Source organism: Mycobacterium sp. E3339 (assembly GCF_001666915.1).
Taxonomy (GTDB): Bacteria; Actinomycetota; Actinomycetes; order Mycobacteriales; family Mycobacteriaceae; genus Mycobacterium.
In genome coordinates this window covers 32,507-56,670 of sequence record NZ_LZIZ01000118.1, presented here as the reverse complement: position 1 = coordinate 56,670, position 24,164 = coordinate 32,507, and the positions used below count along the sequence as shown (strand labels likewise).

The 24,164-nt window shown below is 71.2% G+C and carries 24 protein-coding genes; 10 read left to right on the top strand and 14 right to left on the bottom strand.

Annotation, left to right across the window (positions count from 1 at the left end):
• Window positions 1–93 precede the first annotated feature (93 nt).
• From A5702_RS10675 to A5702_RS10655, 5 genes are all read right to left on the bottom strand, one after another.
• Entirely contained in the window at window positions 94–690 is a 597-nt protein-coding gene (locus A5702_RS10675; protein ID WP_068220509.1) for a TetR family transcriptional regulator, read from the bottom strand.
• 50 nt (window positions 691–740) lie between these two features.
• Window positions 741–923 (bottom strand): rubredoxin, encoded by a 183-nt coding sequence (locus tag A5702_RS10670; RefSeq protein ID WP_055399090.1) that lies wholly within the window; start codon window positions 921–923, stop codon window positions 741–743.
• Window positions 920–1,093, bottom strand: a complete 174-nt coding sequence (locus A5702_RS10665) for a rubredoxin (RefSeq protein WP_067905024.1) — start codon at window positions 1,091–1,093, stop codon at window positions 920–922. Before A5702_RS10665 ends, A5702_RS10670 begins: the two co-directional genes overlap by 4 nt.
• Complete coding sequence (locus A5702_RS10660) at window positions 1,090–2,343, bottom strand: alkane 1-monooxygenase (RefSeq protein ID WP_068220495.1); 1,254 nt, start codon at window positions 2,341–2,343, stop codon at window positions 1,090–1,092. Before A5702_RS10660 ends, A5702_RS10665 begins: the two co-directional genes overlap by 4 nt.
• Window positions 2,344–2,593: 250 nt before the next feature.
• Window positions 2,594–4,105 carry an APC family permease gene (locus A5702_RS10655; protein ID WP_067815590.1) on the bottom strand — a complete coding sequence of 504 codons (1,512 nt, stop codon included), beginning with the start codon at window positions 4,103–4,105 and terminating at the stop codon, window positions 2,594–2,596.
• A 99-nt stretch (window positions 4,106–4,204) separates the two neighbouring features.
• On the opposite strand from A5702_RS10655, the gene A5702_RS10650 reads away from it, so the two are divergent.
• Window positions 4,205–5,593 (top strand): NAD(P)/FAD-dependent oxidoreductase, encoded by a 1,389-nt coding sequence (locus tag A5702_RS10650; protein WP_197506540.1) that lies wholly within the window; start codon window positions 4,205–4,207, stop codon window positions 5,591–5,593.
• Here the strand turns inward: A5702_RS10650 and manA are convergent.
• The 4 genes from manA to A5702_RS10630 all read right to left on the bottom strand — a co-directional run bounded on the left by manA (window position 5,571) and on the right by A5702_RS10630 (window position 9,887).
• Window positions 5,571–6,797: a mannose-6-phosphate isomerase, class I gene (gene manA / locus A5702_RS10645; protein ID WP_067815584.1), complete on the bottom strand. Its 1,227-nt coding sequence runs from the start codon at window positions 6,795–6,797 to the stop codon at window positions 5,571–5,573. The genes A5702_RS10650 and manA overlap by 23 nt on opposite strands.
• 8 nt (window positions 6,798–6,805) lie before the next feature.
• Window positions 6,806–7,906 carry a TobH protein gene (locus A5702_RS10640; protein WP_068220488.1) on the bottom strand — a complete coding sequence of 367 codons (1,101 nt, stop codon included), beginning with the start codon at window positions 7,904–7,906 and terminating at the stop codon, window positions 6,806–6,808.
• Complete coding sequence (locus A5702_RS10635; protein ID WP_068220485.1) at window positions 7,903–9,300, bottom strand: phosphomannomutase/phosphoglucomutase; 1,398 nt, start codon at window positions 9,298–9,300, stop codon at window positions 7,903–7,905. The genes A5702_RS10640 and A5702_RS10635 overlap by 4 nt, the downstream gene beginning before the upstream one ends.
• 122 nt (window positions 9,301–9,422) lie before the next feature.
• The gene (locus A5702_RS10630) at window positions 9,423–9,887 is read right to left on the bottom strand and encodes a DUF3499 domain-containing protein (RefSeq protein ID WP_082459688.1); all 465 of its coding nucleotides are present in this window, start codon (window positions 9,885–9,887) and stop codon (window positions 9,423–9,425) included.
• Window positions 9,888–10,059: 172 nt separating this feature from the next.
• Between A5702_RS10630 and A5702_RS10625 the strand changes: the two genes are divergently transcribed.
• Window positions 10,060–10,482 (top strand): metallopeptidase family protein, encoded by a 423-nt coding sequence (locus A5702_RS10625; protein ID WP_047322002.1) that lies wholly within the window; start codon window positions 10,060–10,062, stop codon window positions 10,480–10,482.
• Between the two features lie 20 nt (window positions 10,483–10,502).
• Here A5702_RS10625 and A5702_RS10620 read toward each other — a convergent pair whose 3' ends face one another.
• A complete protein-coding gene (locus A5702_RS10620; protein WP_055399109.1) occupies window positions 10,503–10,841 on the bottom strand; it encodes a WhiB family transcriptional regulator in 339 nt (112 codons plus the stop codon).
• A gap of 352 nt (window positions 10,842–11,193) precedes the next feature.
• Between A5702_RS10620 and cofD the strand changes: the two genes are divergently transcribed.
• The 4 genes from cofD to A5702_RS10600 are packed head-to-tail and all read left to right on the top strand — an operon-like array spanning window position 11,194 to window position 15,685.
• The gene (cofD, locus tag A5702_RS10615; protein ID WP_055399111.1) at window positions 11,194–12,195 is read left to right on the top strand and encodes a 2-phospho-L-lactate transferase; all 1,002 of its coding nucleotides are present in this window, start codon (window positions 11,194–11,196) and stop codon (window positions 12,193–12,195) included.
• On the top strand, window positions 12,192–13,532 hold the full coding sequence (locus A5702_RS10610) for a coenzyme F420-0:L-glutamate ligase (RefSeq protein ID WP_055399113.1): 1,341 nt from the start codon (window positions 12,192–12,194) through the stop codon (window positions 13,530–13,532). The genes cofD and A5702_RS10610 overlap by 4 nt, the downstream gene beginning before the upstream one ends.
• 27 nt (window positions 13,533–13,559) lie before the next feature.
• The gene (locus tag A5702_RS10605; protein WP_068220482.1) at window positions 13,560–15,143 is read left to right on the top strand and encodes a class I SAM-dependent methyltransferase; all 1,584 of its coding nucleotides are present in this window, start codon (window positions 13,560–13,562) and stop codon (window positions 15,141–15,143) included.
• Window positions 15,140–15,685, top strand: coding sequence for an NUDIX hydrolase (locus tag A5702_RS10600; protein WP_068220478.1), 546 nt, complete (start codon window positions 15,140–15,142; stop codon window positions 15,683–15,685). Before A5702_RS10605 ends, A5702_RS10600 begins: the two co-directional genes overlap by 4 nt.
• A 54-nt stretch (window positions 15,686–15,739) precedes the next feature.
• Here the strand turns inward: A5702_RS10600 and A5702_RS10595 are convergent, their stop codons facing one another.
• Genes A5702_RS10595 through rfbD form a run of 3 tightly spaced genes read right to left on the bottom strand, consistent with a single transcriptional unit; the run spans window position 15,740 to window position 18,597 of the window.
• Window positions 15,740–16,819, bottom strand: a complete 1,080-nt coding sequence (locus A5702_RS10595; RefSeq protein ID WP_068220477.1) for a sugar phosphate nucleotidyltransferase — start codon at window positions 16,817–16,819, stop codon at window positions 15,740–15,742.
• Window positions 16,812–17,720 (bottom strand): glycosyltransferase family 2 protein, encoded by a 909-nt coding sequence (locus A5702_RS10590; RefSeq protein ID WP_055399121.1) that lies wholly within the window; start codon window positions 17,718–17,720, stop codon window positions 16,812–16,814. The genes A5702_RS10595 and A5702_RS10590 overlap by 8 nt, the downstream gene beginning before the upstream one ends.
• Complete coding sequence (gene rfbD / locus A5702_RS10585) at window positions 17,713–18,597, bottom strand: dTDP-4-dehydrorhamnose reductase (RefSeq protein ID WP_068220475.1); 885 nt, start codon at window positions 18,595–18,597, stop codon at window positions 17,713–17,715. The genes A5702_RS10590 and rfbD overlap by 8 nt, the downstream gene beginning before the upstream one ends.
• Before the next feature lie 99 nt (window positions 18,598–18,696).
• Here rfbD and A5702_RS10580 point away from each other — a divergent pair, with 99 nt between their 5' ends.
• The 4 genes from A5702_RS10580 (at window position 18,697) to ctpC (ending at window position 23,438) form a co-directional block, all read left to right on the top strand.
• Window positions 18,697–20,169, top strand: a complete 1,473-nt coding sequence (locus A5702_RS10580; protein ID WP_067815564.1) for an LCP family protein — start codon at window positions 18,697–18,699, stop codon at window positions 20,167–20,169.
• Entirely contained in the window at window positions 20,157–20,876 is a 720-nt protein-coding gene (locus A5702_RS10575; protein WP_197506539.1) for a TIGR03089 family protein, read from the top strand. The genes A5702_RS10580 and A5702_RS10575 overlap by 13 nt, the downstream gene beginning before the upstream one ends.
• A gap of 89 nt (window positions 20,877–20,965) precedes the next feature.
• Window positions 20,966–21,247 (top strand): DUF1490 family protein, encoded by a 282-nt coding sequence (locus A5702_RS10570; protein WP_055399127.1) that lies wholly within the window; start codon window positions 20,966–20,968, stop codon window positions 21,245–21,247.
• Between the two features lie 13 nt (window positions 21,248–21,260).
• A complete protein-coding gene (gene ctpC, locus A5702_RS10565; protein ID WP_068220472.1) occupies window positions 21,261–23,438 on the top strand; it encodes a manganese-exporting P-type ATPase CtpC in 2,178 nt (725 codons plus the stop codon).
• On the opposite strand, the gene A5702_RS10560 is transcribed toward ctpC, so the two are convergent.
• Window positions 23,435–24,091: a cation transporter gene (locus A5702_RS10560; protein WP_067815557.1), complete on the bottom strand. Its 657-nt coding sequence runs from the start codon at window positions 24,089–24,091 to the stop codon at window positions 23,435–23,437. The genes ctpC and A5702_RS10560 overlap by 4 nt on opposite strands.
• Window positions 24,092–24,164 lie beyond the last annotated feature (73 nt).

Below are 24,164 nucleotides of genomic sequence, written 5' to 3'. Positions count from 1 at the left end.
CATTCCTTCTGCGGCTTGGGTTCCAAGCGGATTACTTAGCTTAGGTATCCGCTCTTGCGCCACTGTAGTCGGCGGCCTGGGCACCGGGAGGCGTCAGGGGACGTTGACGACGCCGTGCCGCTCGGCGAACGGCGTCATCAGCCGCGCCAGGTCCGCCGCCACATCGTGATCGGCCTCGGGCGGCATCGACACGTAACTCATCGCCAGCCGCACGATCGCCCGCGCCAGCACGCCGGCGTCCTCGTCGCTGGTGGCCACCCAGCTCTGGGTGAAGGCGGTGCTCAGCCGCTCCGACGCCCGGGTGATGATCGGACCGCTGTCGGTGGTGATGATCTGCAGCAGGTCCGGCTTGGCGACGCCGGTCAGCAGGGAGATCACCAGCGGGTCGGCCGCCGACTCCGCGAAGAAGGCGCGAAAACCCTGCAGAAACGCTTCGTAGATGTTGCCGACGTTGGCGTCGATCGCGCCTCCGACCGCGTCGACCAGCCGGTCGGCCAGGCGCAGGGCGTATCCCTGCGCCAGGCCTTGCCGCGAGCCGAATTCGTTGTAGATGGTCTGCCGGCTGATGCCCGCGGCGCGGGCCACGTCCGACAGCGTGATGGCGGACCAGTCGCGGCTGCCCAGCAGCTCGCGCATCGCGTCCAGCACCGAGTCGCGCAGCAGGACGCGCGACGCCTCGGGGTAGGGCATCCGCTTCACAGGCGCGACAATAGCCGCTTTCACCGCGGCGCCGGTGCCGATCACGACCGGGCTATCTCCACCATTTCGAAGTCGGATTTCGCGGCGCCGCAGTCCGGGCAGCTCCAGTCGTCGGGGATGTCGTCCCAACGGGTTCCGGGCGCGATGCCGTCCTCGGGCCAGCCCTTGGCCTCGTCGTACTCGAACCCGCACTGCACGCAGATGAAGAGCTTGTAATCGGTCATCGGATGGCTCCTATTTCTTGGAAATCGATCTTTTCGCGCACCGCGCAATCAGGGCAGCACCAGTCGTCGGGGATGTCGCCGAAGGGCGTGCCCGCGGGAAAGCCTTCCCGCGGATCGCCTTTCGCCTCGTCGTAGGTGTAGTCGCAGCCCGGGCAGCGGTAGGCGGTCATGCCGACGCCCCGTAGCGCGCCAGCACGCGCTCGCGCACCCGCGGGTGGATGTTGACCTTGGTGATGTCGCCGTCGTAGTGCTCGAGCACCCGGTGGTCCATCACCCTGCGCCACAGCGGCGGCACGTAGGTCAGGGAGATCATCGACGCGTAGCCGCTGGGCAGGTTGGGCGCGCCTTCCATGCTGCGCAGCGTCTGGTAGCGGCGAGTGGGGTTGGCGTGGTGGTCGCTGTGCCGCTGCAGGTGGTACAGGAACAGGTTGGTGACGACGTGGTCGGAGTTCCAGCTGTGCACCGGCGCGCAACGCTCGTAGCGACCGTTGGCGTTCTTCTGCCGCAACAGCCCGTAGTGCTCCAGATAGTTGACGGCCTCGAGCAGGCTGAAGCCGAAGACGGCCTGGATGATCACGAACGGGATGAGCGCCGGGCCGAAGACCGCGATCAGCACGCCCCACAACACGATTGACATCAGCCACGCGTTGAGGACGTCGTTGGACAGATACGTCGCCGGGTTCCACGGGTTCTTGTCCTGGCGGCGCAGGCGCTGGGCCTCGAGCCGCAGCGACGAGCGCAGGCTGCCGAACACGCTGCGCGGCAAGAACTCCCAGAAGGTCTCCCCGAAGCGGGCCGACGCGGGGTCTTCCGGCGTCGACACCCGCACGTGGTGGCCGCGGTTGTGCTCGATGTAGAAGTGGCCGTAGCAGGTCTGCGCCAGGGTGATCTTGGACAGCCACCGCTCCAGCGCGTCCTTCTTGTGGCCCATTTCGTGGGCGGTGTTGATGCCGACACCGCCGAGGACGCCCACTGACAGCGCCACGCCCAGCTTGCCCGCCCAGCCCAGCGGGCCGTCAGAACCAGCCGGGAAGCCCAGCCAGCTGAGGTTCGAGGCGGTGAACAGGTACGCGCCGAAGACCACGCTGAGGTACTGGAAGGGGATGAAGATATAGGTGCAGTAGCGGTAGTACTTGTCGTTCTCCAGCTGCTCCATCACCTCGTCGGGCGGGTTCTGCCCGTCGGGCCCGAAGCGCAGGTCCAGGATCGGCAGCAGGACGTAAACCAGGATCGGCCCGATCCACAGCGGCGCCTGCGCGGCGGCGTGCCAGCCGAGCTGGTTGAGCCCCCAGACGACCGGCAGCATCACGAACAGCGCCGTCGGGGCGATCAGTCCCATCAGCCAGAGGCGACGCTTCTTGTCCCGCCAGACGGGCGGCTCGGCCGCTTCCGGGTTTACCTGCCGTTCGACTGTGGTCATATGCCAAACCTCCTTGTGAGTCACACCACGCTTGAGGTTGACAATATCGACTCTTCCGTCTCGTGTCTAGACACAGAATGCTATTTTGTAAACCAGTTTGAGCGTGCGTCCACGGCGTCGAACGTGCAGTGAGGTCGCTGACCGGGCCCGTTTTTCGCCCGGGACGCACCCGCGAAAGCCGCAAGCGCACGCGCAAGGCCCGGCGCGCACACCGGACGAGCTGGATTTGCGCCCGCCGGCGCCCGTCGGCCTACGCCGCGGTGGAAGTCGCGTCGGGGTCGGGTTCCTTGTCGGGATGCCCGGCGTCGCGCGTGCCCTGCACGGAGTGCCGGTAGCCGTAGCCGACGTAGATCGCGGTGCCCACCACGAGCCAGACGCCGAACCGCACCCAGGTCAGCGCGGTGAGGTTGAGCATCAGCCACACGCAGGCGCAGATCGACGCGATCGGCAGGGCCGGCACCCACGGCGCCCGGAAGCCGCGCTCCAGGTCGGGGCGGGTGCGGCGCAGCACGACGACGCCGGCCGAGACCAGGACGAACGCGAACAGCGTGCCCACGTTCACCATCTCCTCGAGCTTGGCGATCGGAAACACCGAGGCCGTCGCGGCCACGACGATCGCGACGAGCACGGTGATGCGCACCGGGGTGCCGCGCGAACCGGTCTTGGCCAGCTGCCGCGGCAGCAGGCCGTCGCGCGCCATCGCGAACAGGACGCGGCACTGGCCGAGCATCAGAACCATGACCACGGTGGTCAGTCCGGCGAGCGCCCCGATGGCGATGATCTTGCTGGCCCAGTTGATGCCGTTGGCCGTGAACGCCGTGGCCAGGTTCGCCGGCTTGTGGCCGGGCGCGGTCTTGAGCTGGGTGTAGGACACCATCCCGGACAGCACCACCGACACCGCCACGTAGAGCACGGTCACGATCGCCAGCGACGCCAGGATGCCCCGCGGGACGTCGCGCTGGGGCCGCTTGGTCTCCTCGGCCATGGTGGCGACGATGTCGAACCCGATGAACGCGAAGAACACGATCGAGGCGCCGGCCAGCACGCCGTACCAGCCGTAGTGGCTGCTGTGCGCCCCCGTCAGCAGCGACAGCACCGACTGGTTGACGCCGGAGGCCTCGTGCCCGGCCTCGGGCTTGGGAATGAACGGCGAATAGTTGGAGGCCTTGATATAGAAGGCTCCGACGACGACCACCAGCAGCACCACCGACACCTTGATGCCGGTGATCACCGCGGAGAACCTGGACGACAGCTTGGTGCCCAGCGCGATCAGGGTCGCCACCCCGGCGACGATCAGCAGTGCGCCCCAGTCCAGGTTGACCGACCCGAACTGGCTGGTGCCGCCGGCGAACCCGAACACGTTGCCCAGGTAGCTCGACCACCCCTTGGCCACCACCGCCGCGCCGATGGCCAGCTCCAGCAGCAGGTTCCAGCCGATGATCCAGGCCAGGAACTCGCCGAAGGTGGCATAAGAGAAGGTGTAGGCGCTGCCGGCGACCGGCAGGGTCGAGGCGAACTCGGCGTAGCACAGCGCCGCGAGCGCGCAGGTGACGGCCGCGATCACGAACGAGATCCAGATCGCCGGGCCGGTGATGTCGCCGGTGGTGGACGCGGTCACCGTGAAGATTCCGGCGCCGATCACCACGGCCACCCCGAAGACGACCAGGTCCAGCCAGGTCAGTTCCTTGCGTAGCCGGGTGTCTGGCTCGTCGGTGTCAGCGATCGATTGTTCGACCGACTTCATGCGCCATCGATTGGCCATCCGCCGCCCTTTCCCAACGAGTGGGACCCATTGGTCCGTCACAGTACTGGGTACTCTGCCGAGATGCCGGACACCAAAGCAAACACCAGGGACCACGCGGTGGTCATCGGAGCGAGCATCGCCGGCCTGTGCGCCGCGCGGGTGCTCTCGGACTCCTATGCCCGCGTCACCGTCTACGAACGCGACGAGCTGCCGAGCACGCCGTCGAACCGCGCGACGGTCCCCCAGGACCGGCACCTGCACATGCTGATGGCCCGTGGCGCAATGGAGTTCGAGAGCCTGTTCCCCGGCCTGCTGGAAGACATGGTCGCCGCCGGCGTGCCCATGCTGGAGAACCGGCCGGATTGCATCCACCTCGGCGCCGCCGGGCACGTGCTCGGGACCGGACACACCCTGCGCGACGAATTCACCGCGTACGTGCCCAGCCGCCCGCACCTGGAGTGGCAGTTGCGCAAACGGGTCCAGAACACCGCCAACGTCACCATCGCGCGGCGCTCGGTGGCCGAACCGCGGTTCGACCCGGTGCGTCAGCGGGTGACCGGGGTGCTGCTGGATCCGGCGGGCGACGGCGGCGGGGAGCCGGAATTCGTTGCCGCGGACCTCGTCGTCGACGCGGCCGGCCGGGGCACCCGGCTGCCGGTGTGGTTGACCCAGTGGGGCTACGAGCGCCCGACGGAGGAAGTCCTCGACATCGGCATCTACTACGCCACCCAGCAGTTCCGCATCCCCGACGGGCTGATCGCCGAGAAGGTGGTGGTCGCCGGCGCCTCGCACGACAAGTCGCTGGGGCTGGGCATGCTGTGCTACGAGGACGGCACCTGGGTGCTGACCACCTTCGGGGTGGCGAATGTCAAACCGCCGCAAACCTTTCCCGAGATGCTGGAGCTGGCCGAGGAGCTGGTGCCGGCGCACGTGAACGCGGCGCTCAAGCAGGCCGACCCCATCGGCGAGCCGGCATTCCACGCCTTCCCGGCCAGCAAGTGGCGGCGCTACGACAAGCTGGACCGCCTACCCGCCGGCATCCTTCCGTTCGGAGACGCCGTGGCCAGCTTCAACCCCACCTTCGGGCAGGGCATGACGATGACCTCGCTGCAGGCGGGGCATCTGCGCCGCGCGCTGCAGCTGCCCGACGACGAGGTGGCCGCCGCGCTGAGCCGGGCGACGGCCAAGAGCACGTTCCCGGTCTGGACGATGAACGCCATCGGCGACGTCACCTTCCACCACGCCGAGCCGAAGCAGCCCGCCCCGTGGTGGTGGCGGCCGTCCGGCGCGCTGTTCGACCAGTTCCTGGGGGCCGCGGAGACCGATCCCGTTCTGGCGGAATGGTTTTTGCGGCGGTTCTCGCTGCTGGACAGCCTTTACATGGTTCCGCCGCCGCGCATCGTCGGGCGGACCATCGCGCACAACATGCGGCTGTGGCTGGGCGAGCGCCGTCAGGCGGTCCGTGGCGACCGCCGGCGCACTCCTACAGCCCTACGGTCGCCCTGAACAACTTCGTGGGCTCGCGCGCGACCAGCCGGATCGGGGCGTCGTCGGCCGCCACCCACGCGGCCATCCCCCGCTGCAGCGTCAGCGATCCGGACTTGCCGTGCACGGTCGTGCAGCCCTCGGTGCACAGCAGGATCTGCGGGCCCTCGTGGCTGCACGACGCGTCGACCTCGTGACCCAGATACTCACCGTCGAGCTCCAGCAGCGCGACGGCGAACTCGTCGGCCGGGGTCTCGTAGATCAGGCCGAAGCCCTCGCGGCGCATCGGGGCCCGCACCTGTTCCTCGGTGGTGGGCGTGAAGTTCAGCACCCGCAACAGCTCGGGGACGTCGACGTGCTTGGGGGTCAGGCCGCCGCGTAACACGTTGTCCGAGTTGGCCATCACCTCCAGCGCGAAGCCGCGCAGGTAGGTGTGCAGGCTGCCCGCCGACACGAAGATCGCCTCGCCCGGGGCCAGCGTGATGCGGTTCAGCAGCAGCGCCGCCAGCACGCCGGCGTCGCCGGGGTAGCGCTCCCCCAGCTCCAGCACCGTCTTCACCTCGCCGGCGAATTCCGTTGCCCCGGAGCTGATGTACTGGATGGCGCCGTCCAGCACGGCGGGCACCAGCACGTCGATGTCGGGCTGCGGCGCGGTGATCCAGGTGGTGAACAGCGCGCGCAGGCCGTCGGCGTCGGATTGGTCGTTGAGCAGGTCGATGAACGGGTCGAGGTCGGAGACGGCCAGCGCCCGCAGCAGCGCGATGGTGCGCGAGGCCTGGCGGAATCCGGCGAGCGCCTCGAACGGCTGCAGCGCCACCAGCAGTTCGGGTTTGTGCGACGTGTCGCGGTAGTTGCGCACCGGGGAGGTCAGCGGGATGCCCAGCCGCTCCTCCCGCAGGTAGCCCTCGGCGGCCTGCGCCGCGCTCGGGTGGGCCTGCAGCGACAGCGGCTCGTCGGCCGCGAGCACCTTGACCAGGAACGGCAGCACGTCACCGAACCGGGCCCGCGCGCCGGGACCGAGCTGGCCCTCCGGGTCGGCGACCAGGGCGTCGAGCAAAGATATCTCGCCCGCGTCGGTTTCCAGCCAGGCCGGGTCGCCGGGGTGGGCGCCGAACCAGAGCTCGGCCTCGGGATGGGCGGCCGGTACCGAACGCCCGGTGAATTCGGCTATGGCGGTACGCGATCCCCAGGCGTAAGTACGCAACGCCCCGCGAAGCAGTTCCACTGTTCTATCTATCCCCGCGCCAGGCGCGCGTAAACCGCGGCCATCTCCAGTCGAACGGCTAATACTGCCAGTTGCTGCTCGGCGCTGATGGCACCGCCCAACTTCGGCGCAACCGTCGAGCCGGCCGAGCCGCCGGGTCCGTCGGGCACGTCCTCGGCGGCGAGCAGGTACACGTCGTCGAGCCCGGCCGTCCGGGCGGCCACCACCGTCTGTTCGGCGGACAGGGTGAGCGCCAGCACCAGCAGCCGCTGGGGCAGCGGCCCGTCGATCTGTTCGTCGTGGAAGATCGCGTCGGCGGGATCCGGCAGGCCGCCGGGCCCCCCGGCGCGCAGCGCGACGACGGCGTCCGCCAGCCCGCTGGCGGCGACCACCTGATGGGCCACCCGCAGCAGCACCGAGCTGCCGTGCCGGGCCAGCGCCAGCGTGGCGGCGCAGTCGCCGGTCAACGCGACCTGCCGGCCGGCCAGGCGCGCGGCGATGGTCTTGGCCGGGTTGGTGAACAGCTCGCGGGCCGCGCTGTTGCGCAGCGCCTCGGCGGCCAGCTCGTCGGCCAGCGCCCGCAGGTCGATGCTGGGTCGCTGGTCCACCGCCTGCACGACGGCCAGGCCGGCGGCCAGGTAGCGGCACAATCCGAACTCGTCGGGGATCGGGAGCCGCGGGGCCAGCACCGCCGCCCGCCCCGCCGTGGAATCCCGCAGCGGGCCCTCGTACGGCGCGGCGACGACGACGCGCGCCCCACGGCGCACCCCGGTGGCGGCCGCGCTGACCAGCGCGGGATCGCCGGGGTCGTCGCCCGCGACCACCAGCACGTCGAGCGGGCCGATCCACGGCGGCACCTCGGCGGTCAGCGCGATCGGCTCGGAGGCGGCACCGGCCACCGTCGCGGCCACCATCGCGCCGGCGGCCTCGGCGGCCCCGCGGCCGGCGACCCAGATCAGGCTGCGCGGCCGGTCGTCGGACCGCAGCGGGTCCAGCGCGCCCTCGTCGACGGCGGCGGCGACGGCGCGCACCTGCGCCCCGGCCGACGAGGCCGAGCGCAGCAGGCCGTCCCGGTCGGCGGCGAGCAGGCCCTCGGTGTCCTCGAGATCGATCGCCCGCACGGCGTTCACGTCGCGGCCCCCGCGGGGGCGGACTGGGCGCGGATCTCGGCGCTGACCTCGGCGACCACCGCGTCGACGTCCTCGGTGCTGCGCGCCTCCACGTTGAGCCGCAGCAGCGGCTCGGTGTTGGAGCTGCGCAGGTTGAACCAGCTGCCGTCGCCGAGGTCTACGGTCACCCCGTCCACATGGTCTATGGAGTGGATGCGGCTGCCGAAGCACTTGAGCACCGCCTCGGTGCACAGCGCGGCGTCGGACACCGTGAAGTTGATCTCGCCGGACGATTCGTAGCGCTGGTAGTCGGCGGTCAACTCCGACAACGGCCGGTCCTGCTCGCCGAGGGCGGCCAGCACGTACAGCGCCGCCAGCATCCCGGAGTCCGCGCCCCAGAAGTCACGGAAGTAATAGTGCGCCGAGTGTTCCCCGCCGAAGATGGCGCCGGTGTCGGCCATCATCGCCTTGATATAGGAGTGCCCGACGCGGGAGCGCAGCGGCGTGCCCCCGCGCTCGGTCACCAACTCCGGCACCGCCCGCGAGGTGATGACGTTGTGGATGATGGTGGCGCCGATCTCCCGGCCCAGTTCCCGCGCGGCCACCAGGCTGGTGACCGTCGACGGCGACACCGGGCGGCCGAGTTCGTCGACGACGAAGCAGCGGTCGGCGTCGCCGTCGAAGGCCAGCCCGACGTCGGCGCCGGTCTCGCGGACGTAGGCCTGCAGGTCCACCAGGTTGGCCGGATCCAGCGGGTTGGCCTCGTGATTGGGAAACGAGCCGTCGAGCTCGAAGTACAACGGCAGCAGGGTGATCGAGTCGATCGCGCCGAGCACGGCGGGCGCGGTGAGACCGGCCATGCCGTTGCCGGCGTCCACGGCGACCCGCAGGGGCCGCAGCCCCGAGGTGTTCACCAGCGAGCGCAGGAACGCGCCGTAGTCGTCGAGCACGTCGCGGTCGGTGACGGTTCCGGGTTGTCCGTCGTAGGGCTCGACCCCGGCGATGACGTCCTCGCTGATCGCGCGCAGGCCGCTCTCGGCGCCGACCGGCTTGGCGGCGGCGCGGCACAGCTTGATGCCGTTGTAGGCCGCCGGGTTGTGGCTCGCGGTGAACATCGCGCCCGGGCAGTCCAGCGACCCCGAGGCGAAGTAGAGCTGATCCGTGGAGGACAGGCCGATCCGCACCACGTCCAGGCCCTGGCCCAGGACCCCGGCCGCGAACGCCTCGGCCAGCGCCGGCGAACTGTCCCGCATGTCGTGGCCGATCACCACCCGCCCGGCACCCTCGCCGCGCATCAGCTTGGCGAAGGCCGCCCCCAACGCGGTGACCAGAGGCTCGTCGATCTCCTCGCCGACCAGCCCTCGCACGTCGTACGCCTTGACGACACGATGCACAGTCGCGGCGAGCCGAGACATGCGGGGGCCTCCTGACGCCTTGGAATTGCTTCGTTCCTTCGCCTCTTGGCCGTCAGCCTATCGGCCCGGAGGAAACACGGGACCGCAGTGGTGCGCGGGGATTGCCCGCGACGCCGGAACGGCTAGTCACTGGGGTCGGGCAACACCCGCAGATGCCCGCGGCGCCGGCCGGAACGATGCTCGGGCGGCGCCAGCACACTGCTGCTGGGCGCGGTGGCCTGCGACCCGCCGTGATGGACGAGCGGATCGCCGAAGCCGTCAAATCCGTTGCGGGGCGCGCCGGTGCCGCCGTAGGCCGCGCCGCGCTCGCCGGGAGCGCCCTCGCGCACCGCGTCGGCGAGGGCGACCAGGTCGTCCTCATCGGGATGGGTCGGCTCGGTGAAGAGCGGGCCGGCGTGGCGCACGAGATCCCATCCGCGGGGCGCGGTGATCCGGCCGGCGTGGCCGACGCACAGGTCCCACGAATGCGGTTCCCGCGCGGTCGCGAGTGGGCCGACCACCGCCGTCGAGTCCGAGTAGACGAACGTCAAGGTCGCCACGGCGTAGTGCGGACACCCGGGCCGACAACAGCGACGGGGAACGTTCACGCCGAAAGGCTATCGTGCGCAAACGTCCGGGAAGCGCCGGACACGCGCAACGCCTCGGCGCCCGATGTGCAACCGTTACCATCGGCCCGTGGGCGATTCGCGCAGCTCCCCGCACAGGGGCCGGTCTCCGGGCCGGTTCGCCTCCCACCGGTCGTCGCGGCGGGGCCGCGATGTGCGCGGTCCGCTGCTGCCGCCGACGGTGCCGGGCTGGCGCAGCCGGGCCGAGCGGTTCGACATGGCGGTGCTCGAGGCCTACGAACCGATCGAACGACATTGGCAGGCCCGGCTGGCCGAGTTGGACGTGGCGGTCGACGAGATTCCCCGCATCGCGGCCAAGGATCCCGACAGCGTGCAGTGGCCGCCGGAGGTGATCGCCGACGGGCCGATCCCGCTGGCGCGATTGATCCCGGCCGGCGTCGACGTCCGCGGCAACGCCACGCGGGCACGAATTGTCTTGTTCCGCAAGCCGATTGAACGACGGGCCAAGGACACCGTCGAGCTCGGTGATTTACTGCACGAAATCTTGGTGGCCCAGGTGGCCATCTACCTCGATGTCGAACCGTCGGTCATCGACCCGACGATCGACGACGAATAAACTCCGGCGGCGCGGGCGCGCTAGATGATGCCGCGCTTGAGGCGCCGACGCTCGCGCTCGGAGAGACCGCCCCAAATGCCGAAGCGCTCGTCGTGCTCCAGGGCGTACTCCAGGCACTCATGACGCACCTCGCACCCCAGGCAGATCTTCTTGGCCTCGCGGGTGGATCCGCCCTTCTCCGGGAAGAAGGCCTCGGGATCCGTTTGAGCGCACAGCGCCCGGTCCTGCCACTGGTCCGCAACGGGCATCGGCATCGGCTCGGGCTCGAATGCGACTGGCGCATCAGGAACCACGGTCAGGTGCGGCCGCGCGGGCAGGGCCGGCGCCGAAGCGATGGGGGTGTGCGGCGTGCTCGCCATGACTCCTCGAAGATGTTCGTAAGACATACGGTCGTCCGCCTCCTCAGTTTGATTGAGAGAGTGAGTGGTTCCCACTTTTCTGATGTGTACAGACAATTCGAACAAGTGATCGAATCTCGGTCTGCGACACCGGAACCGGCCGGCCAACCGGGAAATGACACTGTTGTGATTAGACACGGGTTGACCTGCCGGGTCAAGCATTACGGCGCATTTCCATACCATCTCGTGACCGAATTACGGCGTTTCCGTTGTTTTGCGCATTCGGCGTGTCGATCACACCGCCCGCAACTATGCTTAAGGGCCGCGTAACGGCCCCGACACCGCACGGTCGCCGGGCAGTACTGTCGTCCAAGTGAAGGTCACCGTTCTGGTCGGTGGGGTTGGCGGCGCCCGCTTCCTGCTGGGGGTTCAACAGCTGCTCGGGCTCGGTCAGTTCGAAACGCAACGGCACCCGGATGCGGGAACCAGCAACCACGAACTCAACGCCATCGTCAACATCGGCGACGACGCCTGGATTCATGGACTGCGGGTCTGCCCGGATTTGGACACCTGCATGTACACCTTAGGTGGAGGCGTAGACCCGGAGCGAGGGTGGGGTCACCGCGACGAAACCTGGCACGCCAAAGAGGAATTGGCGCGCTACGGCGTGCAACCGGACTGGTTCGGTCTCGGCGACCGGGATATCGCCACCCACCTGGTGCGCACCCAGATGCTCAACGCCGGCTACCCGCTGTCACAGATCACCACGGCGCTGTGCGACCGCTGGCAACCCGGCGCCCGTCTGCTGCCGGCCAGCGACGACCGCTGCGAGACCCACGTGGTGATCACCGATCCCGACGACGGCAACCGGCGGGCCATCCACTTCCAGGAATGGTGGGTGCGCTACCGCGCCGACGTGCCCACCCACAGCTTCGCCTTCATCGGCGCCGAAAAGGCCTCCGCCACAAGTGAAGCGGTGGCGGCCATCGCCGACGCCGACGTCATCCTGCTGGCGCCGTCCAATCCGGTGGTGAGCGTCGGCGCCATCCTGGCCGTCCCCGGAATCCGCTCCGCGCTGCGCTCGGCGCGCGCCCCGGTCGTCGGCTACTCGCCGATCATCGGTGGAAAGCCATTGCGCGGCATGGCAGATGCGTGCCTGTCGGTCATCGGGGTCCCATCCACCGCGGAGGCGGTCGGCCGGCACTACGGGGCGCGCCGCGGCACCGGGATCCTCGATTGCTGGCTGGTGCACGAGGGCGATCACGCCGACATCGACGGCGTGGCGGTGACCGCCGTTCCGCTGTTGATGACCGATCCCAAGGCGACGGCCGAGATGGTCGCCGCGGGGCTCGAGCTTGCGGGCGTGACGGCGTGACCGAACACGGCACGGCCGCGGCGATCGAAATCCTGCCCGTCGCGGGGCTGCCCGAATTCCGGCCCGGCGACGACCTGAGCGCGGCGTTGGCCGCGGCCGCCCCCTGGCTGCGCGACGGCGACGTCGTGGTGGTGACGAGCAAGGTGGTGTCCAAGTGCGAGGGCCGGCTGGTGCCGGCGCCGCAGGACGCCGAGGAGCGCGACCAACTCCGCCGCAAACTGGTCGACGACGAGGCGGTGCGGGTGTTGGCGCGCAAGGGGCGCACCCTGATCACCGAGAACCGCATCGGCCTGATCCAGGCCGCCGCGGGCGTGGACGGATCCAACGTGGGCCGCGACGAACTGGCGCTGCTGCCGCTCGACCCGGACGGCAGCGCCGCCGCCCTGCGCGCCGGGCTGGCCCGGCTGCTCGGCGTCGACGTCGCCGTCGTCATCACCGACACCATGGGCCGCGCTTGGCGCAACGGCCAGATCGACGCGGCGGTGGGATCGTCCGGTCTGGCTGTGCTGCACGGCTATTCGGGGTCCGTCGACCGGCACGGCAACGAGCTGGTGGTCACCGAGATCGCGGTCGCCGACGAGGTGGCGGCGGCGGCCGATCTGGTGAAGGGGAAATTGACCGCCATGCCGGTGGCCGTGGTGCGCGGCCTCACGGTGAGCGACGACGGCTCGACGGCGCGGCAGCTGCTGCGGCCCGGCGAGGAGGACCTGTTCTGGCTGGGCACCGCCGAGGCCATCGACCTGGGCCGGCGGCAGGCCCAGCTGTTGCGCCGATCGGTGCGCCGGTTCAGCGCGGAGCCGGTGGCGCCCGAGCTGATCGAAGCCGCCGTCGCCGAGGCCCTCACCGCCCCGGCCCCGCACCACACCCGCCCAGTCCGGTTCGTCTGGCTGCGGGCCCGCGACGCCCGGATCCGGTTGCTGGACCGCATGAAAGACAAGTGGCGCGCCGACCTTTCCGGTGACGGCCGGCCCGCCGACTCGGTGGAGCGCCGGGTGGCGCGCGGCCAGATCCTTTACGACGCACCCGAGGTCGTCATCCCGATGCTGGTCCCCGACGGCGCGCACTCCTATCCCGACGCCGCCCGCACCGAGGCCGAGCACACCATGTTCACCGTCGCGGTCGGGGCGGCCGTGCAGGCGCTGCTGGTCGCGCTGGCAGTGCGGGGGGTGGGCAGCTGCTGGATCGGCTCGACGATCTTCGCCGCCGACCTGGTGCGCGCCGAGCTCGAATTGCCCGCCGACTGGGAGCCGTTGGGCGCCATCGCGATCGGCTACCCGGAGGAAACCGCCGGGCCGCGCGACGCGGTGGACCCCGGGGATTTGCTGATCCGCAAGTGAGCGGCGTCCGTCGGCGATAATCGGCCCATGAGATTCGCGGGCAAGCCGGCGGCGTCCGCCGACAAGGTCCGCGGCGGCTACTACACGCCCGCGCCGGTGGCCCGGTTCCTGGCCCGCTGGGTCGGCGAAGCCGGCCCGCGCATCGTGGAACCGTCCTGCGGCGACGGCGCGATCCTGCGCGAGCTGGCCGCCCTCGGCGGCGGGGCGCGCGGCGTCGAGCTGGTGCCCGGAGAGGCGGCCAAGGCGCGCCGATTCGCCCCCGTCGACGCCGCGAACCTGTTCGCCTGGCTCCCCGCGGCCGAGCCCGGCGGCTGGGACGGGGTCGCGGGGAATCCGCCCTACATCCGGTTCGGCAACTGGGCGCCCGAGCAGCGCGACCCCGCGCTGGAACTGATGAGGCGCGCGGGTTTGCGGCCGACCCGGCTGACCAACGCGTGGGTGCCCTTCGTGGTGGCGAGCTCGATCCTGGTGCGCGAGGGCGGTCGGGTGGGGCTGGTGCTGCCCGCCGAGTTGCTCCAGGTCTCTTACGCCGCGCAGCTGCGCGAGTTCCTGCTGGGCCGCTTCGCCGACATCACGCTGGTCACGTTCGAGCGCCTGGTCTTCGACGGCATCCTGCAGGAGGTCGTGCTGTTCTGCGGGGTCGCCGGCGCCGGGCCGGCGCGCATCCGCGCGGTCCACCTCGCCGGCGCCGACGCGCTCGCGGGCGCGGACTTCGACGTCGAGGCGGCTCCCGCGTTGTTGCACGAAAACGAGAAGTGGACCAAGTACTTCCTGGACCCGGCCGCGATCCGGCTGCTGCGCACGCTCAAGCGATCGCCGGCCCTGACCCGGCTCGGGTCGGTCGCCGCGGTGGACGTGGGCATCGTGACGGGCCGCAACAGCTTCTTCACCTTCACCGACGCGCAGGCCCGCGAACTCGGGCTGCTCCCCCACTGCGTCCCGCTCGTGTCGCGCAGCGCGCAGCTGTCCGGACTGGTCTACGACACCGATTGCCGGGCAGGCGATGTCGCGTCCGGGCGACGGACCTGGCTGCTCGACGCGCCGCGCGAGCCGGACGACCCCGCGCTGATCGCACACATCCGGGCCGGTGAGTCCGCCGGCGTCCACCGGGGCTACAAATGCTCGATCCGCAAGCCGTGGTGGACCACGCCGTCGCCGTGGGTCCCGGATCTGTTCCTGCTGCGCCAGATTCACCTGGCGCCGCGGCTGACCGTCAACGCCGCCGCCGCGACGAGCACCGACACCGTGCACCGGCTGCGCCTGAACGCGGGCTCCGATTTCGAAGACGCGACCGCGCTGGCCGCCGTCTTCCACAACAGCGTGACGTTCGCCTTCGCCGAGATCATCGGCCGCAGCTACGGCGGGGGCATCCTGGAGCTCGAACCCCGCGAAGCCGAGCAGCTGCCCATTCCCCCACCGGCGCTCGCCGGCCCCGGCCTCGCCGGCGACGTCGATGTGTTGTTGAAGGCCAACGAGATCGAGAAGGCGCTCGACCTCGTCGACCGCCGCGTGCTGATCGACGGGCTGGGGCTGCGGCCCGAGGCGGTGGCGGACTGCCGCGCGGCCTGGGCGTCGCTGCGGGATCGCCGGAAACGGCGGGGTTCCCGGTGAGCGTGCGGGAGTCGGTGATCGCGTTGCTGACCGATTGGCGGGGGCCCGACGCGGCCCAGGATTCGTTGCGGCACGCGGTGCTGGCCTTCGTGCTCGCCCGACCGGACGCCTGCCGGCGCGAGTGCGTGCCGGGCCACGTCACCGCCTCGGCGCTGGTGGTCGACCACACCGGCGACCGGGTGCTGCTCACCTTGCACCCGCGGGTGGGCCGCTGGGTGCAGCTGGGCGGCCACTGCGACGAAGACGACGGCGACATCGTCGCCGCCGCGCTGCGGGAGGCCACCGAGGAGTCCGGCGTCACCGGTCTGCGCATCGAGCCCGAGCTGGCCGCCATCCACGTGCACCCGGTCACCTGTTCGCTGGGCGTACCCACCCGGCACCTGGACCTGCAGTTCGTGGCCCACGCGCCGCCCGGCGCGCGGATCGCGATCAGCGACGAGTCCGACGATTTGCGGTGGTGGCCCGCCGACGCGCTGCCGGACGGCAGCGACCACGCGCTGGCGTACCTCGTCGCCCGCGCGACGGGCCGAGCGTCACGCTAGCGCGGCCGTCGGCGTCGAGCGCTACGCCAGCGTGACGTTCGAGAGGATGCGGCCTCACACGTCGGACGAGTAGCGGATCCCGCCGTCGGGAATCGAGACGCCGGGCCACACCCGGGCGCCGCGCAGCAGCTCGCAGCGCGCCCCGATGTCGGCGCCGTCGCCGATCACGCCGTCGCGGATCAGCGCCCGCGGCCCGATGCGCGCGCCGAATCCGATGATCGAGCGCTCGATCACGCTGCCGGCCTCGACCTTGACACCGTCGAAGATCACCGCGCCGTCCAGCCGGACGCCGGGGCCGATCTCGGCGCCCCGCCCGACGACGGTGCCGCCCACCAGCACCGCGCCCGGTGACACCGCGGCGCCGTCGTGCACCAGCTGCTCGCCGCGGTGGCCGTGCAGGGCCGGCGACGACACGATCCCCCGGACCAGGTCGGCCGAGCCCCGGACGAAGTCCTCCGGCGTGCCCATGTCGCGCCAGTAGCTGGCGTCGACGTAGCCGCACACCTTGACGTCCGGATCGGAGAGCAGGGCCGGGAACACCTCGCGTTCCACCGACACCTCGCGGCCCCGCGGGATCCGGTCGATGATGTCGCGGGCGAACACGTAGGTGCCGGCGTTGATCTGGTCGGTCGGCGGGTCCTGCGTCTTCTCCAGGAAGGCGGTGACCCGGCCGTCCTCGTCGGTGGTCACGCAGCCGAAGGCCCGCGGGTCGCCCACCCGCACCAGGTGCAACGTGACGTCGGCCTGCTGGGCCCGGTGGAACTCGATCATCTCGCCGAGGTCGGACCCGGCGAGGACGTCGCCGTTGAACACCATCACGGTGTCGTGCCGCAGGTGCCCGGCGACGTTGGCGATGCCGCCCCCGGTGCCCAGCGGCCGCTCCTCGGTGACGTATTCGATCTGCAGGCCCAGCTTGGACCCGTCGCCGAACTCGGCCTCGAACACCGCGGCCTGGTACGAGGTGCTCAGGATGACGTGCTCGATGCCCGCCGCGGCGATCCTCGACAGCAGGTGGGTCAGAAACGGCAGCCCGGCCGTGGGCAGCATGGGCTTGGGCGCGGACAGCGTCAGCGGCCGCAGCCGGGTGCCCTTGCCGCCGACCAGGACCACGGCATCGACCTGGGGGTTAGCCATGTGAGCGCCGCCCTTCCGCCAGTTTGCGTCTCCGGTCGCGCAGCGCGCCGCGCACCATCAGGCGGGAGCGCAGCGCCAGCGAGGCCCGCAGCGTCCACCGCAGCGGCGCCCGCCACCAGCCCGAATGCCGGTCCGCCAGGAACAGGTAGGTGCTCTGGTGGTGTGCCGCCAGGTGGCTGGCCGGGTCGTGCCCGGTGGAGTGGCCCTTGTGGTGCAGCACCTCGGCCGACGGCACGTAGACGCTCAGCCAGCCGGCCCTGCCGAGCCGGTCACCCAGGTCGACGTCCTCCATATACATGAAGTAGCGCTCGTCGAACCCGCCGACCTGGCCGAAGGCCGACCGGCGCACCAGCAGGCACGAGCCCGACAGCCAGCCCACCACCCGCTCGCTGGGCTCCTGCCGTTCCTGGCGGTAGGCCGCCGTCCACGGGTTGCGCTTCCAGAACGGCCCGACGACCGCGTGCATGCCGCCGCGGACCAGGCTGGGCAGGTGGCGCGCCGACGGGTAAACCGAGCCGTCCGGATCGCGGATCAGCGGGCCCAGCGCGCCGGCCCGCGGCCAGCGGGCGGCGGCGTCCAGCAGGGCGTCGATGCTGCCCGGCCCCCACTGCACGTCCGGGTTGGCCACGATCACCCAGTCGGCGTCGACGTCCGCCGACTCGGCGAGCTGCGCGACCGCGCGGTTCACCGCGGTGCCGTAGCCGAGGTTGGCCCCGGTGTGGAACAGCCGCACGTTCGGGTACCGCTCGACGGCGGCCTGCGGGGTGCCGTCGGTGGAGCCGTTGTCGGCCATCAGCACGCACACCGGCCGCTCGGTGGCCAGCGACAGCGAGGCCAGGAAGCGCTCGAGGTGTGGGCCCGGTGAGTAGGTCACCGTCACGACCGGCAGAACGTCAGTCACGCGTAGAGGGTAACGGTCGAGCGGCCGCCAGCGCCGCGACAAGCGCAGGGCGCCAGGGCCTTAACGGTCGCAGCCCGGCCGCGGCGGACTGCCGGCCGGACAGCGCGGTGTAGGGCGGGCGCGGCGCCGGCCTGGGGAACTCCGCGGTGCTGACCGGCTGCACCCGCTCCGGGTCGGCGCCGCATTCGGCGAACACCGCGCGCGCCTGCTCGAAGCGGGACACCGCGCCCTCGTTGGCGGCGTGCAGGATGGGCCCCGGCACGTCGTCGTCGATGACCTGCAGCAACGCGGCGGCCAGGTCGCCCACGTAGGTCGGTGACCCGATCTGGTCGGCGACCACCCGCACCGGGCCGTCGCCCGCGGCCAGCCGGCGCATCACGGCGACGAAGTCCTTGCCGGTGCCGCCGGTGTAGACCCACGCGGTGCGCACCACGACCGCCTCGGGCAGCGCCGCCAGCACGGCCCGCTCGCCGGCGAGCTTGCTGCGGGCGTACACGCCCTGCGGGGCGGTCGGGTCGTCGGGCTCGTAGGGGCGCGGCTGCGCGCCGCCGAAGTCGCCGTTGAACACGTAGTCGGTGGAGACGTGGATCAACCGGGCGCCGGCACCGGCGCAAGCTTTGGCCATGTGCTCGGGACCCTCGGCGTTGACGGCGTAGGCGCCGGCCTCGTCGCTCTCGGCGCCGTCGACGTCGGTGTACGCCGCGCAGTTGATCACCACGTCGCCGCGCTCGATGATCCGCTCGGCGGCGGCCGGGTCGGTGATGTCCCACTCCGACGACGTCAGCGCCAGCACGTCCCGCTCCTGATCGGCCGCCAGCGCGCGCAAATGGGCGCCCAGCTGCCCACCGGCGCCGGCGATCACAATCCTGCTCGACATGGTTTGAGTCTGGCATGCCCGGGAAAGCGCGGGCGAACGCCCGGGGCGCGCGGGGCTTCGCTACCCACGAAGCATGTGTGCCGCAAGTAATCTAGTGGGATGCCTGTGCAACGTGTGGTTCGTGTGATTGCCACTGCGCTCACGCTCGTCGTCGTTCTCGGCACCGGGCTGGCGTGGAGCAACGTCCGCTCGTTCGAGGACGGCATCTTCCACATGTCCGCACCCTCGCTGGGCAAGGGCGGCGACGACGGCGCGATCGACATCCTGCTGGTGGGCCTCGACAGCCGCACCGACGCCCACGGCAACCCGCTGTCCGCCGACGAGCTGGCCTCGCTGCGGGTCGGCGACGAGGAGGCGACCAACACCGACACGATCATCCTGATCCGCATCCCCAACAACGGGAAGTCGGCGACCGCCATCTCGATCCCCCGCGACTCCTACGTCGCCGCGCCGGGCCTGGGCAAGACGAAGATCAACGGCGTCTACGGCCAGGCCCGCGAGGCCAAGCGCACCAGCCTGGTCAAGGCCGGCGACTCGGCCGCGGACGCCGCGGCACAGGGCACCGAGGCCGGGCGCGAGGCGCTGATCAAGACCGTCGCCGACCTCACCGGCGTCACCGTCGACCACTACGCCGAGATCGGCCTGCTCGGCTTCTCCCTGATCACCGACGCGCTGGGCGGCGTTGACGTCTGCCTCAAAGAGCCGGTGTTCGAACCGCTTTCGGGCGCCGACTTCCCGGCCGGCCAGCAGCGGCTCGACGGGCCGGAGGCGCTCAGCTTCGTCCGGCAGCGCCACGAGCTGCCGCGCGGCGACCTGGACCGGGTGGTGCGTCAGCAGGTGGTGATGGCCTCGCTGGCCCACCGCGTCATCTCCGGCAAGACGCTGTCCAGCCCCACCACGCTGAAGCGGCTGGAGGCGGCCGTGCAGCGCTCGGTGGTGATCTCGTCGGGCTGGGACGTGATGGACTTCGTCCAGCAGATGCAGAAGCTGGCCGGCGGCAACGTCGCGTTCGCCACCATCCCGGTGCTCGACGGCGCCGGCTGGAGCGACGACGGCATGCAAAGCGTGGTGCGGGTGGACCCGCACCAGGTCGCCGATTGGGTCAGCGGGCTGCTGCACGAGCAGGAGCAGGGCAAGACCGAGGAGATCGCCTACACCCCGGCCAAGACCACCGCCAGCGTGGTCAACGACACCGACATCAACGGGCTGGCGTCGGCGGTCTCACAGGTGTTGACCGCCAAGGGATTTGGCGCGGGCACGGTCGGGAACAACGACGGCGGCCACGTCAAGGGCAGCCAGGTGCGCGCCGCCAAGACCGACGACCTGGGCGCCCAGGAGGTGGCCAAGGAGCTGGGCGGGTTGCCGGTGGTCGCGGATCCGTCGCTGGCGCCGGGCTCGGTGCGGGTGGTGCTGGGCAACGACTACAGCGGGCCGGGCTCGGGGCTTTCCGGCACCGGCTCGGTGATGCCGGCCCGGGTGTCCAACGTCGGTTCGGTGGCGGCCGACCCGAACGTCCCCGCGCCGTCGCCGATCCTGACGGCCGGTTCCGACAAGCCCGAGTGCATCAACTGAGCACGCTCTCCGCCGCGATCCTCGACCCGATGCTGCGGGCCGACCCGGTGGGCCCGCGCATCACCTACTACGACGACGCGACCGGCGAGCGCATCGAGTTGTCGGCGGTGACGCTGGCCAACTGGGCCGCCAAGACCGGCAATCTGTTGCGCGACGAACTGGGCGCCGGGCCGGGCAGCCGGGTCGCGATCCTGCTGCCGGCACACTGGCAGACCGCGGCCGTGCTGTTCGGGGTGTGGTGGATCGGCGCCGAGGCGGTCCTCGGGGCGCACGGCCCGGCCGACGTCGCGCTGTGCACCGCCGACCGGCTGGACGAGGCGGACGAGCTGGGCGCCGCCGAGGTGGCGGTGCTGTCGCTGGATCCGTTCGGGCGCCCCGCCGGCGACCTGCCGATCGGCGTCACCGACTACGCCACGGCCGTGCGGGTGCACGGCGACCAGATCGTTCCCGAGGGCCGGCCCGGGCCCGCGCTCGACGGGCGATCGGTCGACGAGATCCTGGCCGCGTGCCAAAGTTCTTCCGCCGCAAGGGAATTGGCGGCCACCGACCGTGTCCTGTCCACCGCCGCGTGGTCGCGACCCGACGACCTGGTGGACGGCCTGCTGGCGATACTGGCCGCCGGCGGGTCGCTGGTACAGGTGGCCAACCCCGACGCGTCGGCGCTGGCGCTCCGGATCGAGACGGAGAAGGTCACCAAGACGCTGTAGCCCGCCGATTCATATTGATATCGCTATATTTCAATGTTAACGTCGAGCGAGCATCAGCTGTCGCGGCGACGATACGGAGGTCCGGGCAAATGGCGGGGTACGCACTCTTGGCGAAGGCGGCATCGACGGTGGTCACCGGCCTGGTCGGCGTGACGGCCTACGAGGTGGTGCGCAAGGGGTTGGCCAAGGCGCCGCTGCACGAGACCGCGGTGTCGGCGGCGGAGCTGGGGCTCCGTGGAACCCGCAAGGCCGAGGAGGCCGCCGAGTCGGCGCGGCTGAAGCTCGCCGACGTGATGGCCGAAGCCCGCGAACGCATCGGCGAGGAGGCGCCCACACCGGCCGTCGCAGACGTCCACCAGCACGATCACTGAATCTTTCGCGGACATGCCCGCCCATCTGGCCGTGGTGCCCGACATCGCCACGAATGACGCCGCGCTGCGGGTCATTTCGGACGCCGCCGGGCGTATGCGGGTCTCCGTCGAATGGCTGCGGGGCGATTCGCGCCGCGCGGTGGCCGTCGAGGAGGGGGTCGCCGCGCAGGACGGCGTGCGCGTGGTGCACGCCTACCCGCGCACCGGATCCGTCGTCGTCTGGTATTCGCCCCGGCGCTGCGACCGCGCCGCGGTGCTGGCCGCGATCGGCTCCGCCGCCCACGTCGCGGCGGAGCTGATCCCGGCGCGCGCGCCGCATTCGTCGGAGATCCGCAACACCGACGTGTTGCGGATGGTCGTCGGCGGCGCGGCGCTGGCCCTGCTCGGCGTGCGGCGCTACGTGTTCGCCCTGCCGCCGCTGCTCGGCCCCAACGGCCGGGTGCTGGCCACCGGGGTCACGATCTTCACCGGCTACCCTTTCCTGCGCGGCGCCCTGCGCTCGCTGCGCTCGGGGCGCGCCGGCACCGACGCCCTGGTGTCGGCGGCGACGGTGGCGAGCCTGGTGCTGCGGGAGAACGTGGTGGCCCTGACCGTGCTCTGGCTGCTCAACATCGGCGAATACCTGCAGGACCTCACCCTGCGCCGCACCCGGCGGGCCATCTCGGAGCTGCTGCGCGGCAGCCAGGACACCGCGTGGATCCGGCTGGCCGACGGCCAGGAGGTGCAGGTCCCCATCGACAGCGTGCAGATCGGCGACGAGGTGATCATCCACGACCACGTCGCGATACCGGTCGACGGCGAGGTGGTCGACGGCGACGCGATCGTGAACCAGTCCGCGATCACCGGCGAGAACCTGCCCGTTTCGGTGATGGTCGGCGCGCACGTGCACGCCGGATCGGTCGTGGTGCGCGGCCGGTTGGTGGTGCGCGCCCAGGCTGTCGGCAACCAGACCGCGATCGGGCGCATCATCACCCGGGTGGAGGAGGCCCAACACGACCGCGCGCCCATCCAGACCGTCGGCGAAAACTTCTCCCGCCGTTTCGTTCCCACCTCGTTCGTCGTCTCGGCCCTGACCCTGGCGGTCACCGGCGACGTGCGCCGCGCGATGACGATGCTGCTGATCGCGTGCCCCTGCGCGGTGGGCCTGTCCACGCCGACGGCGATCAGCGCCGCGATCGGCAACGGCGCGCGCCGCGGCATCCTGATCAAGGGCGGATCCCACCTCGAACAGGCCGGCCGGGTGGACGCCATCGTGTTCGACAAGACCGGCACGCTGACCGTCGGCCGTCCGGTGGTCACCAACATCATTGCCCTGCATAAGGATTGGGAGCCCGAGGGGGTGCTGGCGTACGCGGCCAGCTCGGAGATCCACTCCCGCCATCCGCTGGCCGAGGCGGTGATCCGCTCGACCGAGGAACGGCACATCACCATCCCGCCGCACGAGGAGTGCGAGGTGCTGGTGGGCCTGGGCATGCGCACCTGGGCCGACGGCCGCACCCTGCTGCTGGGCAGCCCCGGGTTGTTGCGCGCCGAGAAGGTGCGGGTGTCGAAGAAGGCGTCGGAGTGGGTGGACAAGCTGCGCCGGCAGGCCGAGACCCCGCTGTTGCTGGCGGTCGACGGCAAGCTGGTGGGGCTGATCAGCCTGCGCGACGAGGTGCGGCCCGAGGCGGTCGAGGTGCTGAAGCGGCTGCGGGACAGCGGAATTCGCCGGATAGTGATGCTCACCGGGGACCATCCCGACATCGCCCGGGTGGTCGCCGAGGAGCTGGGGATCGACGAGTGGCGCGCCGAGGTGATGCCCGAGGACAAGCTCGAGGTGGTGCGCGCGCTGCAGAACGACGGCCACGTGGTCGGCATGGTCGGTGACGGCATCAACGACGCGCCGGCCCTGGCGGCCGCCGACATCGGGATCGCCATGGGCCTGGCCGGAACCGACGTCGCCGTGGAGACCGCCGACGTGGCGCTGGCCAACGACGACCTGCATCGGCTGCTCGACGTGCGGGACCTGGGCGCCCGCGCGGTGGACGTCATCCGGGAGAACTACGGCATGTCGATCGCCGTCAACGCCGCCGGGCTGATCATCGGCGCCGGCGGCGCGCTGTCCCCCGTGCTGGCCGCCATCCTGCACAACGCGTCGTCGGTCGCGGTGGTGGCCAACAGTTCCCGACTGATTCGGTATCGGTTGGATTAGCAGCAGCACGCGTGGCCGCGCCAGGCGCGCACGCCCTGCCAGGCCGCGACGCCGGCGATGCCCAGCCCGACCGCCGGGTCGATCCACCACCCGCCGGACCACAGCGCCGTCGCCGCCAGCCCGACGAGCACCCCGGCCGCCTGGGCGGCGCACAGGTAGTTCTGGATCCCCTCGGCCTCGGTGGCGCCGGAGTCCAGCCGCGCGCCCAACCGGCGGTTGGCCCGGCCCAGCATCGGCATCAGCAGCAACCCGGCGGCCGCGAGCGCGATGCCGATCGGCGACGCCTCGGGATGGCGCTCGCCGATCAGCTCGCGGATCGACTCGGCGGCGATGTAGGGGGCGGTCAGCCAGAACGACACCGCCACGCCGCGCTGCGCGTGCCGCTCGGCGTGGGCGGAGAAGGTCCGCGCGCCGCTGAACCGCCACACCACCATCGCGCTGGCCAGCGCCTCGGACACCCCGCCAAGGGCCCACCCGGTCAGCGCCACCGACCCCACGGCGAGGCCCTGCCACAGGCCGATGCCGCCCTCGACGAGCACCGCGACCAGGCTGACCCACGCCAGGCGCCGGGCCCAATCGGCGTCGCGCCGCCACCCGGCGTCCCGCGTCGCGGCGACGGTGCATTCATCGGCGACGGCGGGGAACGTGGTCATCTGCGCGAGGCTAGCGGCGATCGGCCGCGCCCGCGCGCCCTGACACGAGGTGGTAACACAACCGTGTCAAAGG

Bases quoted from the DNA above. Each gene is read 5' to 3' on its own strand.
- A5702_RS10675 (WP_068220509.1), bottom strand. From the start codon at position 690: ATGCCCTACCCCGAGGCGTCGCGCGTCCTGCTGCGCGACTCGGTGCTG.
- A5702_RS10660 (WP_068220495.1), bottom strand. From the start codon at position 2,343: ATGACCACAGTCGAACGGCAGGTAAACCCGGAAGCGGCCGAGCCGCCC.
- rfbD (WP_068220475.1), bottom strand. From the start codon at position 18,597: ATGTCGAGCAGGATTGTGATCGCCGGCGCCGGTGGGCAGCTGGGCGCC.
- A5702_RS10560 (WP_067815557.1), bottom strand. From the start codon at position 24,091: ATGACCACGTTCCCCGCCGTCGCCGATGAATGCACCGTCGCCGCGACG.
- A5702_RS10620 (WP_055399109.1), bottom strand. From the start codon at position 10,841: ATGGCGAGCACGCCGCACACCCCCATCGCTTCGGCGCCGGCCCTGCCC.
- A5702_RS10655 (WP_067815590.1), bottom strand. From the start codon at position 4,105: ATGGCCAATCGATGGCGCATGAAGTCGGTCGAACAATCGATCGCTGAC.
- A5702_RS10670 (WP_055399090.1), bottom strand. From the start codon at position 923: ATGACCGATTACAAGCTCTTCATCTGCGTGCAGTGCGGGTTCGAGTAC.
- A5702_RS10580 (WP_067815564.1), top strand. From the start codon at position 18,697: ATGCCTGTGCAACGTGTGGTTCGTGTGATTGCCACTGCGCTCACGCTC.
- A5702_RS10665 (WP_067905024.1), bottom strand. From the start codon at position 1,093: ATGACCGCCTACCGCTGCCCGGGCTGCGACTACACCTACGACGAGGCG.
- A5702_RS10605 (WP_068220482.1), top strand. From the start codon at position 13,560: ATGAGATTCGCGGGCAAGCCGGCGGCGTCCGCCGACAAGGTCCGCGGC.
- ctpC (WP_068220472.1), top strand. From the start codon at position 21,261: ATGCCCGCCCATCTGGCCGTGGTGCCCGACATCGCCACGAATGACGCC.
- A5702_RS10595 (WP_068220477.1), bottom strand. From the start codon at position 16,819: ATGGCTAACCCCCAGGTCGATGCCGTGGTCCTGGTCGGCGGCAAGGGC.
- A5702_RS10570 (WP_055399127.1), top strand. From the start codon at position 20,966: ATGGCGGGGTACGCACTCTTGGCGAAGGCGGCATCGACGGTGGTCACC.
- A5702_RS10635 (WP_068220485.1), bottom strand. From the start codon at position 9,300: ATGTCTCGGCTCGCCGCGACTGTGCATCGTGTCGTCAAGGCGTACGAC.